This window comes from Caproicibacter sp. (assembly GCF_046707225.1).
GTDB lineage: Bacteria > Bacillota > Clostridia > Oscillospirales > Acutalibacteraceae > Caproicibacter.
Window position 1 is genome coordinate 21,022 of the sequence record NZ_JBJKOP010000035.1, and the last position, 15,257, is coordinate 36,278.

A 15,257-nucleotide genomic window follows, 5' to 3' on the forward strand; every position below is an offset into this window, starting at 1 on the left:
GGAATTATAATATGGATGAGACAGTTATAAAACATGATGTTGAAACATTTCAAGAAAGTTTTAATAACTACTACAATTCATTATTGAATTTTATTAACGGAGGAATATTACCAGAAAAAACCCTAGCTAGTGCAGATCTGAATGAAAATACAATAAATCTACAAGCAGCTTTTTATACCCTACCTGAAATAGTCCAGAAACGGTTATTAGCTATAGATTTTAATCTATTTTTACAAGCTGATAATGAAGTGGATCTATATGCTTATAGAAATTATATTTTAAAGCACAGAGACTTTATGCTCCACATGTTTACTGTATCCATAAGAGCTGATTCTGAAATCAAATTGATACTAAAGCTTTTGGGTAATCATAATTATAGAAACTATAAGTATGCTATTAATCGAGACTATAGTTTTTATGAAAAAAATGAAGACAACGAAAACGAAGATAAAATAAAGCAAAACTTAAATGTTTGCCAGATAGATAAATCTAATAATGTTAGTAATTCTATCAATACATACTTTGACTTTAGTAAGGAAACTCAGGAATCACCGATTTCTTCTTTATTAAAGATAGCGATTAAATTGATATCTAAAATATGGAATTAATAGGCACCGAAAGGTTTTTGTTAAACAAATATAGATTGATTGATGATTCATTCAGTCGCCGAATCACCCGCACCAACCAAAAAGCCCGGAAAGCGGCATGAATGCTGGCTTTGCTGGTTTCCCTTTTACATATTAGCTCAAATGGGTTTTGCTTGGGGCTTACGGGGTCGGTTCAGATTGTGATGTGAAGTGTAATTGAATTTTCAGAAAAAATCCATGTGTCAGGATTCTAGTCGACGCATGGATTTTTTCTTGTTTCGGCTTTCGTGGCGGGTATCACATTCGAAGAGGAAGCTAATCATATCAGATAACGATGCGGATTTCAGGTTGCAGAATTTCAACTGAGATGGTCTTTTATCCAGTTAAAGGTGCAGCCGTTTGCGTATATTTTGGCTCCCTGCTGACAGTGTGCGGCTGCTCCCTGCTCTTTTGTAAACGGCAGGTAATCTTTGGGGCAACGGAGTGCTTCATAAAGCAGCTTTGCCTGTCCGGGAAAATTGTTTTCGTCTTCGCTGTCAATCACTAGCGTTGGGCATTCGATTTGCTGCGCAATCCCATCCAGATAATACTCTTTTGCCATTAAGAAAAAGTTCTTCAGGCTTTCCGCGCGGAACACATACATCCCGTGTTTAAGTGCCCAGTCGACCTGCGGATGCTCAGACATTATTTTCCGCATAACGGCATCAACCTGTGCTTCCGATGCTTCGGCAATCGCTCTAAAACAAGTGTCCCTGGTCATTCCACCCGGTATGTGGCTGCCCATAAAATCATAGACGCCGCTGTTTGCCACACAGGCAGCAACCCGATGGTCGAAAGCCGCCGCTCTCGGGGCCAGATAGCCCCCCATACTTTCACCCCATAATACAATGTTTTCCGGGCAGACCTTCAGCGTTTCAATCAGATAATCGATAACCGGCGTTACAACTTTTTCCCAGTCCGGGCGGAAAGGGATGCCTCTTTTTCGAATCATCTCTCCCTGACCCGGACCTTCAAACGCAAGGCAGTTCATGCCGCGCTTTAAGGCAGCAACCGCATTGCCGTACAATTCTTCTTTTGTGCCGTCGTAGCCGGTAATCATGATAAGTGTGGGCGCGGCTTTATAATCCTGAGGGGAAGCCTTGTAAAAATGGCCGGGAAGAGTCGTGTTTTCATAGGGGATTTTTACTGGCTCAATGGAGGTACCTCCGTACTGGATCACCTTCGAAAAACATTCCAAAGCCAATGTGTCCAGTTGCTCCAGTTTTCTTTTTGTTTGGGCGTCGCACCCTTCTACGGTTAGAACTCCATGATAAAAACCTGCGGCACGGTAATAGTTGGATGCCCGCAAATAGGTTTCGGATGCGCTGACGGGATAACCGCATGCCAAGAAATCATCGGCAATTTGGCGAACTCTGTTCGCTGTTTTTGTCCATTCGTCGTACCAGCTTTCATAGTCACCCTTGATGTTTTTCACGGTGTCAAGGACTTCATTCACATCAGCTTGCCCCGACGACACTTCGCTTAGCATCCTGAGTGCCTGAAACGACAACTGCTCATTCTCAATATTGATTTTCATTTTATATCGCCTCCAAAATAATGCTGTATATTTTGATTCCAATCCTGCTGCCGAAGCGGGTCGTGCTTCGCCCCAAGAATTCGTTCCGAAAAGTCGGATACTGCTTGCGCCATCTCGATCATTTCTTCTTCACTGAAAGCAAAAAAAGCAGGGTCAAACACGAATTTTGTCGCCGTCAGGAGATAAAGCGCCGCCTCTTTTGGGTAAGGCGTATTGCAATATCCTTCGTCGACACCTTGCCGTATCAGTTTTTCATAAATCGGATGCAGTGCCTGAATTCGACCCACGATATATTTCTGGTGAACATAGGCGTATTGACTCTCGTGCAGAACATCGAACAGGCTGTCATTCTGGCGGTTCATCCGAAAGTCCTGCTGCGTTAGCAGATTCAGCTTTTCAACCGGGCCGATATCGTTGCGATCCGCTGTTTTTTGTATTTCTTCAAGGGTGTGCTTGGTTACTGCTTCCAGCACTGCGGCAAATATATCATCTTTTGACCGAAAATAATTATAAAAAGTTCCCTGTGCCACGTGCGCTTCCTTTACAATGTCGCTGACAGTAGTGTGGTCCACACCGTTCTTTCGGAATAATGTAAGCGCTGTTTTGAGCAGATCTTCTCTGCGAATCACCGGTGGCCTCGACATAATTGTCCTCCTTAAATGAATGACGTCAGTCATTAATATAGCATGGTCTTTCTTCTCTGTCAATAGCACTAATTGTTTTTCTGAAAGTTCGAGAAGTGTAAAAGCAGTAGCTTTTTTACATTGCCGTTGCAGACGGATCAAAAGCTGGGGAGATCGTGGGTGTCCAATTCGTACTCACGCCGGCGGCCGTCAGAATTTGCAATGCCATGACCGGAGTGAAACAATCAGGGCACTGTAAATGACTTCGTTTCGTGAAGAGACAATCCCCGTGAGTTGTAAAGCCCGCGCGGAGGCATTATAATGAATCTAGCTTATGGGACAACGGTTAGGGAGTGATGCGGTGTGAAAATTGGCGCGTTTGCAAGACACAACCGGGTCAGTATTGACACGATCCGGCATTATATAGACCTTGAATTACTGATCCCGCAAAAAATAGGGAAGCAATACCAATTCGACCTGTCATGCCAGAAGGATCTTGAAGAAATCCTGTATTTCAAGTCACTTGGATTTACTCTTCTGGAGATTAAAGATATTTTCATCGTGAAGCATCTTGGAAAAATGACCTCTTTTCAGCAGGAGGAATATTATCAAAACATTTTTAAAGGCAAGCATGAAAAGATAAAAATGCAAATAGAGGCTCTTAACAGGAAAAAATCCTGTTTGGAAGACGAGCTTCAAAAATTGGACGGGAAACGCGAAGCAAAGCCATTCCCAATGGGAATCAGCCTGAATTGGCTGCGCCTTCTTTGCTGCCACCGCTGCGGCGGCCCCCTCCTGTTGAAAGAAGCCGCCGTAGAGGACAATATGATCCTGTCAGGAACGCTCAAATGCAGCTGCGGAGTTGAATACTCGATTCAGGACGGCATCCTTTTCGTAAATCCCGATAAGGCTGTCTGCGAAGACCGGGTTCCTGAGCCCCTGTCCTACATCCGGCATACGGACGCTGCATATCTGAATCATGTTTATAAAACTCTGGAGTGGACGGTTCAGAAGATTGATTTTAAGGGCCTTTCGGAAAAAGTTGTTTTGGAACTGGGCAGCGGAAGCGGTTTTCTATTAAGACGGATTTATGATGACCTGCCGGAAAACACGGTGTACATCGCCGTTGACTGCAACAGGAGCAGCCTGCTTTCGCTCAAAAAGATTCTGGAAAAAGCGGAGAAGAAAAAGGAAATTTTCTTTATTTGCTGTGATTTTCTGGAGCTTCCTCTGGCGGAACGTTCCGCGGATCTTATCTGTGACTTCGCGGGAAGCAGCAATTATGGTTTTGACCACAGCGAATTCCTTTTAAATTCCATGGAACGATACTTTAAAAAAGACGCCGCTCTGTTCGGCTCCTATATCATCTTCCGGAATTTCAGCTCAGACAGCCTGGTCCCGGTGGACTGCCGGGAAAACTTTCGAGTTGGCCCGGTCGCGAGGAAAATTGAGGAACTGGGGTTTTTGAAGCAGTCGGATTACCTTTCGGACGTCGTTGCCAAAGGCGGAATTTATGAAAATTACTTTCAAAACGGGGAAAAGGTTCTGACATACGGTTTTGTTGGAAAAAGGTTGGGTTGACCCGACCTTTTTGTATTTTTGCCGCAGCAATCGGCGTCCCGGGGTGCTTGACGCCGAGTCGGCACCACGTCTTACAATGAGCGCATAAGAGGGGGCGCTATTGTGAGATCGGCTTGGATTCAAAAACACGAACGGTTTAATTTTGTGATGTTCTTTCTGGGGCGAAGCACGTCTGTTCTGATGTCTTCCGTCTATACGTTCGCAATGGGACTGTATGTCCTGAAAATGACGGGGTCCGGTCTGTCGTTCGCGGTTACGCTTTCGCTGCAGATCCTGCCGGCTGTCCTGATCGGTCCGTTTGCGGGAGTCCTTGCGGACCGGTTCAATAAAAAAATTATTGTGGTCCTGACCGACGCTTTCCAAGGGCTTCTGTTTGCCGGGTTGTTTTTTGCCGCCGGAAACGGCCTTACGCTTTTTGACATTTACACCGCAACCCTGCTGCTTGCCGTTTCTCAGACGCTCTATAATGTCTGCATGGACTCCGCCGTCCCGAATCTTGTTTCGGGACCCCATGTTTTAACTGTCAATTCAATCGGGAAAATTGTCGACTCTGCCGCAGGCATTGTCAGCCCCGGTTTGGGGGGCGTTCTTTATGCCGCGATGGAGATACGGTACTTTGTCCTGTTAAACGGAATCGCCTTTTTCCTTTCAACCGTTACCGAGTGCCTGATCGATTTCCGTCTTTACAATCACCTTACGCCTCAAAACTCCGGATTCGATTTCAAGCGGGAGCTCGCGGCGGGATTCGATTACATAAAGAAATCGGATTGGATCAAAAGCTCCCTGCGAAATTTCGTAACAGTCAATTTCTTTCTTGCGTTGTGCTATTCCGTACCCGTTCCATACATCCTAAACAATGTTTTTCACCTGTCCCCGAAAGCATTCGGACTGGTTCAGTGTTTTTCGCCTGTCGGCATGATTGTCGGCGCCCTGCTGGTCGGAAAGATCACCGGTATGATGTCGTACGGAAAACTGATGAGGATTTCCGGAGCTTTCTGTGCCCTTTGCCTGGTTTTGCTCGGAGCCCTCCCGGTTTTCAGTGACCACGTTGCTCCGGTTTTACTGATTCCTTACTATGCCTTTGTGCTGGCCTGCTCCGGCTTTGCCGTTTCCCTGATCGATATTCCGTTCATCAATCATTTTCAGACCCGGGTGCCGGAGGAACTCAGAGGGCGTTCCCTCAGCCTCAGCATCAGCGCGGTTAAAATAGCTACCCCGGCCGGTTATATTTTGTCGGGAGTCATGATGGAAATTTTCCCGGCATATTTCCTGCCCTTCTGCGGAGGAATCCTGCTGTTTGTCCTCTATTCCGCGGTGAAGCGGAAATAAGGAGACCCTTTGCTCTGAATTGCGCAAATTCATCAAGAATCGCCGTCCCCCGCTGCCGAAAAGGCAGCGGGGGATTTTTTATTTTGGAATATCCCCGGGGAAGGCGGGGCAGAATCGTTCTGTAAATAATTACCAAACCCGAGAAGGAGATTCAAGATGAACGAAGGACAAAAGAACTCGGGGCGTTTTCTGATTTACGCGCCCTTTCTGATGTCGCTTGTCTTTTGGCTGGTGATTTATTCTTATACTTTTTTACAGGGAGACGACTACCGGTTCAGTGTAAACGGCGGCAGTTTCCCCAGAATCTGGAACGAGTATCTGGACTACTATACTTACGGCGGGGCCAGAATGGGAAATCTGCTTGCCGGCGTGTTCCTGATGACGGGCATGCGCGTCTGGCAGGTAACGACTGCGCTGGCGGCGACCGGAATTTCACTCACCTTTTTTTATTACGTCAGGGGGACCTTTCGGCCGGAGGGAAGCGCGGACCGGCGAAGCGCGCTGCTTGCCTGCGTGTGCGCGGTGTTTCCCGGACTGCTGCCCATGTCGTCCCGGCTTTTTTCCGACGCCTTCCTCTGGCTGGACGGCTCGGCCAATTACATCTATCCGTTTCTGCTGATGCTGGTGGGCTTTCTGCCTTTTTACAGCAGCCTGCGCGGACGGAGCCTGCCGAGAGCTTTTCACTGGATATCGCCCGTATGCTTTGTTGCCGCGGCCCTGCTGCACGAGCAGGTCACAACAATGCTGCTGGGGATGTGCGCTGCAGCGCTTTGCTATCTGAAAAAGGACCGGACGAAAAAAGAGCTGGTCTATTTTGGAATCTTGACGGCGCTGTGCGCCGGGGCGCTTGTTTTCATGCTGACGGCGCCGGGAGCCTATTTCCGCATGGAGCAGGAAAACGGAGAGCAAAGCGAAAAGGCGGCTTTTCTTCATAATTTCATGAGCTATTTCGTCCCGCTCGTGAACGAGGAATGGCCCTGGCTGATTGCGATGGGCCTTACGGCGGTTTTTCTGCTTTCCCGCCGGTCCAGGCACGGGAAGCCCGGCGCGTTCGTTCAGCTGTATCTTTGTTTCGGCGCGCTGCTGACGCCGCTGAGCTGGAGCATGCGTTTCCCGATGCTGACCCTGCCGGCGGAGGAAACGCAGAGCAGCCGCTTTCAGCAAACGGCGGAGGCCGCGCTGATCTGTTACTGGATCCTGTATCTTCTGCTGATTTTCGCGGCGCTGCTGATGTTCGCACAGGAGAAAGACCCCGGCGGAGGGGGAAGCCGCGCTTATCTGCCGGTCCTGTATGTGGGGATGTGGGCGTCCCAGGCGATTCCGGCGGTGGCGACAGCCAGCAGCGGCCGGGCAAGGATGCCTTTGTATGCGCTCGCGCTTTTAATGATCTTCTGCGTTCTGTGGGATTACGGCGGCGCCGTTCGCCGGGCGAGCCTTTTGCAGGGCGCTTTGATTCTGATCGGAATCGTTTCGTTTGCCTGCATCGCGCGCGGCGCCGTGATCAACGGCGCGGCGGCGGCGGACATTGAGCGGCAGATGTTCGAAGCGCGGCAGGGCGAACGGAGCACCGTGCTGATCGATTACAATCGGTTTGACTGGACGTTCTGCAACGTGACGTATATTTTTAAGCCGGACAAAAGGCCCCGCAGCTACGAAACAGCGATCCGCAAATACTACGGACTTCCGGACTCCGTGAAAATCCAATATACGAAAGCAAAGGCCGGGCGCGGGGCGGTGGTTCACCCGCTGAAGTGACGAGCCCGGGAGCTAAAAAGGGACTGTTGCAAACAGCTTTGATAATAAAATGCGCCTTGATCGGGCTTTGTCAGCCGTTTCAAGACGCATTTTCTTGCTTTGAGGGCTATTCCATTGTGCAATTTGCTATCGCAAATTCATTTTGCAACAGCCCCTTTTTTATGACAGCGAATCGCGTCAAAGAACGGAGCTTGTGTTTTTGATCTCGTCGAGCACGGCGGAAATCTCACCGGCCTTTTCCTTGATCTCCAGCATTTTGTCTTTCGGCACGTTATAGGTCATAAAAACGTCCTTGATCGTTTGTATTGAGTCGTAAAGGTTTTGATTTACGGCGATAAACTCCTGGAACACGTTGCTGTTGCTCGCGTTTATAAACTGTTTGATGTCGTTTTTAATGTACTGGACCATTGCCTGGGATTTCGAAAAAACGCCCGCGGCCGCGGGATAGGGTTTCACCATTTGAAGAAAATACTGGTTTTTCGCGTTGATGTTGTACACGTAGAACAGTTCCGTCTGATCCAAATTGAAACGAATAAAACTGATGATTCCATGCAGGCTCGTCACGTCGGCCCCCATCTGCGTCAACATCATGTCGATTTCTTCCTGATTTGCAGACATATTATTCATGGATAAACACCCCCCGACTCTATTATATCAGATAAAATACAATAAGATAGATGGTCGATAAAATAATTGATACGATCATCAGGGGGAACCCGTATTTCAGGTACCGGGAAAAGGTCAGCTTGTATCCGTGCTTTTCCGCAAGCCCCGCGACGATCACGTTTGCGGAGGCGCCGATGAGGGTTCCGTTGCCGCCAAGGCAAGCGCCGAGGGAAACCGCCCACCAAAGCGGCATGATGTGCATCCCGTGGGTCCCCATGGCCTTAATGAGAGGAATCAGCGTCGCCACGAAGGGAATGTTGTCCAGCATGGAAGAAGCCAGTGCGGAGAACCAGACGATGATGATTCCGGTCAGAAGCAGATTGTTCTTGGTCGCATGAACAATGACGGTCGCCAGCTCGTTGATGACGCCGACCTTTTCCAAAGAACCGACGAGCACGAACAGCCCCGCGAAGAAGAACAGCGTCGGCCATTCAATGTTCAAAAACACTTCGTCGACGTTTTCTCCGCTCAGCAGCAAGAGAAGCGCCGCGCCGCTCAACGCGACCAGGGCGGAAGGGTAGCCCAGCTGCTCGTGAAAGAAAAACCCCAGAATCACCAGCCCGAGGACGAACAAAGACTTTTTCAGAAGCGAAAGATTTTTAATCGATTTCTTTTCGTTAAAATGAAGGATTTCCTGCTTCTTTTCCTCGCTGATGACAAGCTGCTTGTGAAACAGCAAATACAGGATAAAGAAGGTGACGGCGAAAATAACGACGACGATGGGCCCGAGGTTTGCGATAAAGTTTACAAAGCCCAGCCCGGCGGCGCTTCCGATCATGATATTCGGCGGGTCGCCGATCAGAGTCGCCGTTCCGCCCAGGTTGGACGAAATGATTTCCGGAATCAAAAAGGGAATCGGGTCCAGCTCGAGAGTGTCCGTAATGACGAACGTCATCGGCACAATCAGCAGCACGGTCGTTACGTTATCCAGAATTCCGGAAATGACGGCCGTAATCACGCTCAGGCTGAGGATGATTTTCCAGGGATCGCCTTTGACTTTTTTGGAGGCAAAAATGGCAAGGTATTCAAATATTCCCGTGTTTTTCACGATTCCGACGATAATCATCATGCCGACCAGCACGCCCAGAGTGTTAAAATCAATGTAATTCAGAGCTTCGCTGAACGTCATAATTTTTAAAATCAGAATGAGGCTTGCACCAACCAGAGCAGCGATCGTTCGATTTACCTTTTCACTCATCACCAGTGCCATGACAATTACAAAAATCGTGAGAGAGGCAATCATTTGCATAGACAAGACTCCTTATTCCATGATTTGTAAATTCACCTGGAATCGTTCCAACAGCTCTCCGAAACAACGGGGAAGACATAAAAAAACATCGGGTACTCCCATGAAGAGGAGAAGACTCCGATGGCATAGAGTTTAATCGCAGGCTGAACAGTGCCGCGGCCCCTGACGTCTGTTTTTATCTCAAACCGAATGAAGTACGCAGTGAATACTTTTAGAGCGAGAAGTTCCCGATTGATTCAGAACACACTTTCATCTGCCATCTAAAAATCTTCATGTTCAGAGCGATTTTTTGTAAATTTGACCTAATGTGACCATCATAACAATACAAAATGGGTTTGTAAAGGCTTTTTCAGAACATTCGTGACTATCGCTTTATTATTTGCTCGAATATATTTTATTTTTGGTAAAATTGATAATTGTTTCACGAACCGTCAAAATACACAAAAGCCGGCCCGTACTTCCCCGGCACTTTTGGAGAGATCATGGGTGCTAGACCCGGAAAGCGGCAGCAATCAAATAGGAATTGACAGATAGAAAAATATGGGTTATACTAGGTGCATTGTAATTCTAAATGAAGAAAGGAGGCAGGCAAAATGAGAGAGTTAATCGCAGTTAACTTTGCGCGTAAGGTTCGTTTCGGCCTTTTGTCGGAAGTGTTTTTGCCTGCCTCCCGTTTGCGATAGGATTTTTGCGCTCTCCTGTAAAAACGGCGTAAAAATATGGCGGTAAAGCATCTCTGACGGGCAGAGATGCTTTTTTATTTTGCCCATAAGGGATTTTATTGAAGGAGAAGAGTATGAAGAGCAAAGCGCTTGTTTGGCATTATTTAAGAAAAAGCGTCGGCTTTTTTGCCGTCGCTTTGGTTTTCAGCATCCTGAACACGACGCTGAATTCGCTGATTCCGCAGGTTGTGCGGGTTGCGGTCGATTTTGTTACGGGAGAACAGACCGAGGATCTTCCCGGCTTCATCACAGGCATTTTGAATTCCGGCCCTGCCCGTGAAAACCCGGCGCGGAGCCTGCTGCTGTTCGCGGCTGCTATTCTTGCGGTCGCGGTTTTTTCGGGCGTCTGCAATTACTTAAGCCGCACCGGAGTAGCAAACGGATCGGAAGCTTTTATCAAACGCCTGAGGGACCGTCTTTTTCTCCATATCCAGCGTCTGCCGTACAGCTGGCACAACCAGCACCAGACAGGGGAAATCATTCAGCGCTGCACGTCGGACGTGGACGTGATCCGCAATTTCGTCAGCAATCAGATGCTTGAGGTGTTTCGCACCGCGTTTCTGGTGCTTCTCTCCATCTCGATCATGTTTTCCATGAATGTGACGATTTCGCTTGTCGCCCTGGCCTTTATTCCGCTAATACTGCTGTACTCCTGCATTTTCTATTCGAAAATCGCCAGGCGGTTCCGCAAGGCGGATGAAGCCGAGGGGGAACTGTCGTCCACGGTACAGGAGAACTTAACGGGGGTCCGCGTGGTGCGCGCGTTCGGCCGGGAGCGCTACGAAATCGACCGCTTCGACGAACGCAACGACCGTTTCGCGAACCTCTGGATTCGGCTGGGCGGACTGCTGAGCACCTACTGGGGGCTCGGCGACCTGATCACCGGACTTCAAATCCTCTGTGTAATCGTGGCCGGTGTTATGGAATCGGTCAACGGCCGGATTACGCTGGGTGAATTTCTGGCGTTCATATCTTACAACACCACGCTGATCTGGCCCGTCAGGGGGCTCGGCAGAATCCTGTCCGAAATGAGCAAGGCGGGCGTTTCCGTAACCCGCGTGGCGGATATCCTGGCCGCGGAGGAAGAAGAAAACGGCGCGGACGCTCTGCGCCCGCCCATGAACGGGGACATTGCGTTCCATCATATCAATTACTGCTATGAAGGGCAGAAGCCCATTTTAAAGGACGTCGATTTTACGATTCCCGCAGGCAGCACGTTTGCCATTCTGGGCGGAACGGGCAGCGGAAAGTCGACGCTGATGCATCTGCTCGACCGGCTGTACGATCTTCCGCCGGAGTGCGGCAGCATCACGGTGGGCGGAACGGACATTTCCAAAATTCAGCGCTCATGGCTGCGCAGGAATATCGGTATCGTGCTGCAGGAACCGTTTCTGTTTTCCCGAACCATTGAGGAAAACATCCGGGCGACCCGGCCCGGCGCCTCGCTGGAAGAGGTGCGCGGCGCAGCGCAGATCGCCTGCGTCGACAGCGCGATCGATGGCTTCGGCAGCGGGTATGAAACCATTGTGGGGGAACGCGGAGTTACGCTTTCGGGCGGGCAGAAGCAGCGCGTGGCGATTGCGCGCATGCTGATGCAGCAGGCGCCCATTATGGTGTTCGACGATTCCCTTTCCGCCGTGGATACCGAAACCGACGAGCAAATCCGCGAGGCCCTGAAAGAGAATCTGGGGAATTCGACGGTCATCCTGATTTCCCACCGGATTACAACGCTGATGCAGGCGGATCAAATTCTGGTGCTGGAGGACGGCACCGTGGAGGAAATCGGCACCCATGAGGAGCTGCTGCGCAAAAACGGAATCTATAAAAAAATCTATGATATTCAGATGAGCAGCGGCGACCGGTCGCTGCTGGAACAGGAGGTCGGATAATGGGTTATGACGAACAGGAGTACAGCAACGCCTTTGACCTGAAAATCTGGAAAAAAATTCTTCCCTATTTAAAGCCCTACCGCAAAACCGTCATCATGGTCTGCGTGCTGAACCTTTTCTGCGCCCTGGTGGATATCCTGCTGCCGCTGTTTCAGCGGTATGCCATCGACCATTTTATCGAAGCGCGCACGATCAACGGGCTGCCGCTGTTCGCCCTTGTCTACGCGGTCACGATTACGCTGCAGACAGTCAGCGTGATTCTGTTCACCCGTGGCTCCATGCGAATCGACATGAACCTTGGCCGCGACCTGAAACGGGCATGCTTCGTCCATCTGCAGACCCTTTCATTTTCCTATTATAATGTAACGCCGGTCGGCTATATCCTGACGCGCGTCATGAGCGACACCAACCGGATCTCCGACCTGGTGGCGTGGAATGTCTTCGACATGCTGTGGGCGTCCGTCTACGTTCTGGGTGTTTTCGGCGCCATGCTGGTGCTGAATGTCAGGCTGGCGCTGATCGTCATTCTGGTCGTGCCGGCCATCGTGCTGCTGACCTGGTATTTTCAGAACCGAATCCTGCACTGGAACCGATTGGTGCGTAAGACGAATTCCCGCATCACCGGCGCGTTCAACGAAGGCATCATGGGTGCGAAAACCTCAAAAACCCTGGTGATTGAGGAAAAGAACGACCGGGATTTTACGGAGATTACCCGGGAGATGAAGGTTTCCTCCATCCGCGCCGCGCGCCTCGGCGCGGTGTATATTTCGCTGGTGCTTCTGCTCAGCTCGGTCGCGACGGCGCTGGTGCTTGACCGCGGCGGGAATCTGGTGCTGCAAAACGGGATGCTGCTTGGCACGCTTTCCGCCTTTACCGCCTACGCCGTAGGAATCTTTGAGCCGATTCAGCACCTTGCCGGCAATTTTTCGGAGCTGATTTCGGTGCAGACGAATATTGAGCGCGTCACCGGACTGCTGGACCAAAAGCCCGAAATCGTCGAATCGCCGCAGGTTGCCGAAAAATACGGGGATTTGTTTCATCCGCGCACGGAAAACTGGGAGCCCATCAAGGGGAATATCGAATTCAGGGACGTCAGCTTCCGGTATCCGGACGGGAACGAGGATGTGCTCAGCCATTTCAGCCTGACGATTCCCGCGGGCACCACGGTCGCGATCGTCGGGGAAACGGGCGCGGGCAAAAGCACGCTGGTGAATCTGGCCTGCCGCTTCTTTGAACCGACCGCGGGGAAGATCCTGATCGACGGGCGCGATTACCGGGAGCGCAGCCAGCTTTGGCTGCACAGCAACATCGGCTATGTGCTTCAAAGCCCCCATCTGTTTTCGGGCACGGTCAGGGAGAACATCCGCTACGGCAGGCTGGACGCCACCGATGAGGAAGTGCTGCGCGCCGCCGAGGCCGTCAGCGCCGACAAGGTGGTGGAAAAGCTGGAGGACGGGTTTGACAGCGTCGTCGGCGAGGGCGGGGACCGCCTTTCCACCGGGGAAAAACAGATGATTTCGTTTGCAAGGGCCGTTCTCGCGGACCCGGCGATCTTTGTTCTGGACGAGGCGACCTCTTCGATCGACACCAGAACCGAACAACTGATTCAGGCGGCGATTTCTCATTTGCTGCAGGGGCGCACCTCCTTTGTCATCGCGCACCGGCTTTCAACCATCCGGCACGCCGACATGATTCTGGTCGTGAAGGACGGCAAGATTATTGAAAGGGGCCGGCACGAGGAGCTTCTGCGGATGAAGGGGTATTACCACACGCTGTACAGCCGCCAGTTCGCCGAAGAGTCGGCAATGGGTTTGCTGAAGGCGGAATAAAGACCCCAATTTAACGGGACTGTTGCAAAACAGCTTTGATAAAAAATAAAAAATGCGCCTTGATCTGGCTCTGTCAGCCGTTTCAAGACGCATTTTCTTGCTTTGAGGGCTATTCCGTTGTGCAATTTGCTATCGCAAGTTCATTTTGCAACAGCCCCGTTGCGCGGAAAGCCTTTACACGTAACGGATGCTCAGGTTTCCGAACGAAACGCTGCCGGTCAGCGTGACGGCGGGCGCGCCCGGCTCGGCCTGCACGTCGTTCCTGTCGCTGTTTACTGCGCCGAACGCCGCGTGGACGTGGTCGACAATGCGCCAGTTCCTGTGAAGATAAAGAACCATCTCGCCAAAGCTTTCGTCAATACGGATTTCAGCGCCCTCCGGGCTGAGCTGAACCTGGTCGAAGTACACGCTCAGCTTGCCGAACGACGAGGACAGATTCGCGCTTTTTAAACTGTCGGAATGCAGGTATTTGCAGGATTCGCTGAAGCTTGTTTTCACAAGAATCTCGTTGCCGTCGATGTTTTCCTCCGAACGGGGATGCGAGTCCCCGTCCCACCCGTGGTGACACCAGCCCCAGTAATGACGGCGGCTGTGAAAAATCATGCTGAACCCGATGGAGGCGAACAAAGCCGCCACCATGAGCTGCCAGAAAGAAAATACAACCAGATGAAACGGCTGCTGATAGATCAGATAAAGCAGCGCAATCGAAATGAACATGCCGAACCAGTTCAGGTCCGTTAAGCTGCTGATGAGAACCGCGGCAAGCAGGACGGTCGCCGCAACGCTCCAGAATCCGATTTGGATAAACGCGCCGATCTGGCTGGCGATCACAAAAATCGCCGCAGCCAGAAAGAAAATGCCCCAGAACCAATTTCTATGTTTCATTGTTTCCCCTTTCGCTCAGGCGCTGCCGCAGTTCCCTGTAATAAAACCGCGACGCGTAGATTTGTTTATGGCTGTTTGAAAACTGAACCAGGCTGGAGGAAGTTAGATTCCGCGTGACGGAATAAATCTGCCGGATATTGACAATGGTTGATTTCGCGGCCCGCACGAAGCTGCGGGGGAGCATCTGCTCCAGCTCGTACAGACGGTATTTGATGAAATACGCGTCGTCCGCCGTATGAGCGTAAACGCGGTCGCCCTCCGTTTCAAAAAAAAGGACGTCTTCCAGAGGAAAGTAGTATTCCTGATTCTGCTTGTAAAAGGTGATTTTCGGCCCCGACTGCGACTGCTCCAGAATAAACTGGTGAATCTTCCGGATCGACTCATCCACGCGGCCGCAGCGGATCAGTACTTCGTCTTCCTTCAGATTGTCGGTCACTTCGATCCGAACCTTCATCGTACCACCCCTTATGCAACCAGTATAGCGGCTTTGAGGCAGGATGAAAAGAGGAATCGGGCGTCCGGTTGCTTTTTTGAGGGTAACCGGTGATTTTTTGGCGGCAAGAGGT

General features: G+C 50.5%; 12 protein-coding genes. 6 read left to right on the forward strand and 6 right to left on the reverse strand.

All coding sequences use genetic code 11. The annotated features are described in order from the left end of the window. The first annotated feature begins 11 nt into the window (after nucleotides 1-11). Entirely contained in the window at nucleotides 12-608 is a 597-nt protein-coding gene (locus ACLQ3M_RS08235) for a hypothetical protein (protein ID WP_411677219.1), read from the forward strand. A gap of 337 nt (nucleotides 609-945) precedes the next feature. Here the strand turns inward: ACLQ3M_RS08235 and ACLQ3M_RS08240 are convergent, their stop codons facing one another. Next, nucleotides 946-2,163: an alpha/beta hydrolase family protein gene (locus ACLQ3M_RS08240; RefSeq protein WP_411677220.1), complete on the reverse strand. Its 1,218-nt coding sequence runs from the start codon at nucleotides 2,161-2,163 to the stop codon at nucleotides 946-948. Beyond that, on the reverse strand, nucleotides 2,160-2,807 hold the full coding sequence (locus ACLQ3M_RS08245) for a TetR/AcrR family transcriptional regulator (RefSeq protein ID WP_411677221.1): 648 nt from the start codon (nucleotides 2,805-2,807) through the stop codon (nucleotides 2,160-2,162). Before ACLQ3M_RS08245 ends, ACLQ3M_RS08240 begins: the two co-directional genes overlap by 4 nt. A 342-nt stretch (nucleotides 2,808-3,149) precedes the next feature. Between ACLQ3M_RS08245 and ACLQ3M_RS08250 the strand changes: the two genes are divergently transcribed. The 3 genes from ACLQ3M_RS08250 to ACLQ3M_RS08260 all read left to right on the forward strand — a co-directional run bounded on the left by ACLQ3M_RS08250 (nucleotide 3,150) and on the right by ACLQ3M_RS08260 (nucleotide 7,451). Continuing rightward, complete coding sequence (locus ACLQ3M_RS08250) at nucleotides 3,150-4,367, forward strand: methyltransferase domain-containing protein (RefSeq protein ID WP_411677222.1); 1,218 nt, start codon at nucleotides 3,150-3,152, stop codon at nucleotides 4,365-4,367. Nucleotides 4,368-4,469: 102 nt separating this feature from the next. Further along, complete coding sequence (locus tag ACLQ3M_RS08255; RefSeq protein ID WP_411677223.1) at nucleotides 4,470-5,696, forward strand: MFS transporter; 1,227 nt, start codon at nucleotides 4,470-4,472, stop codon at nucleotides 5,694-5,696. A gap of 156 nt (nucleotides 5,697-5,852) precedes the next feature. Beyond that, nucleotides 5,853-7,451, forward strand: coding sequence for a DUF6056 family protein (locus ACLQ3M_RS08260; protein WP_411677224.1), 1,599 nt, complete (start codon nucleotides 5,853-5,855; stop codon nucleotides 7,449-7,451). A gap of 177 nt (nucleotides 7,452-7,628) precedes the next feature. Here the strand turns inward: ACLQ3M_RS08260 and ACLQ3M_RS08265 are convergent, their stop codons facing one another. Further along, a complete protein-coding gene (locus ACLQ3M_RS08265; RefSeq protein ID WP_411677225.1) occupies nucleotides 7,629-8,078 on the reverse strand; it encodes a hypothetical protein in 450 nt (149 codons plus the stop codon). 22 nt (nucleotides 8,079-8,100) lie between these two features. Beyond that, complete coding sequence (locus ACLQ3M_RS08270) at nucleotides 8,101-9,360, reverse strand: SLC13 family permease (RefSeq protein WP_411677372.1); 1,260 nt, start codon at nucleotides 9,358-9,360, stop codon at nucleotides 8,101-8,103. Between the two features lie 802 nt (nucleotides 9,361-10,162). On the opposite strand from ACLQ3M_RS08270, the gene ACLQ3M_RS08275 reads away from it, so the two are divergent. Together ACLQ3M_RS08275 and ACLQ3M_RS08280 are read left to right on the forward strand one after the other, a co-directional pair. After that, nucleotides 10,163-11,977, forward strand: coding sequence for an ABC transporter ATP-binding protein (locus tag ACLQ3M_RS08275; protein WP_411677226.1), 1,815 nt, complete (start codon nucleotides 10,163-10,165; stop codon nucleotides 11,975-11,977). After that, nucleotides 11,977-13,806, forward strand: coding sequence for an ABC transporter ATP-binding protein (locus tag ACLQ3M_RS08280; RefSeq protein WP_411677227.1), 1,830 nt, complete (start codon nucleotides 11,977-11,979; stop codon nucleotides 13,804-13,806). Before ACLQ3M_RS08275 ends, ACLQ3M_RS08280 begins: the two co-directional genes overlap by 1 nt. Before the next feature lie 174 nt (nucleotides 13,807-13,980). Here ACLQ3M_RS08280 and ACLQ3M_RS08285 read toward each other — a convergent pair whose 3' ends face one another. Together ACLQ3M_RS08285 and ACLQ3M_RS08290 are read right to left on the reverse strand one after the other, a co-directional pair. After that, complete coding sequence (locus tag ACLQ3M_RS08285) at nucleotides 13,981-14,691, reverse strand: LiaF transmembrane domain-containing protein (RefSeq protein WP_411677228.1); 711 nt, start codon at nucleotides 14,689-14,691, stop codon at nucleotides 13,981-13,983. Then, on the reverse strand, nucleotides 14,681-15,145 hold the full coding sequence (locus ACLQ3M_RS08290; protein ID WP_411677229.1) for a LytTR family DNA-binding domain-containing protein: 465 nt from the start codon (nucleotides 15,143-15,145) through the stop codon (nucleotides 14,681-14,683). The genes ACLQ3M_RS08285 and ACLQ3M_RS08290 overlap by 11 nt, the downstream gene beginning before the upstream one ends. Nucleotides 15,146-15,257: the final 112 nt, after the last annotated feature.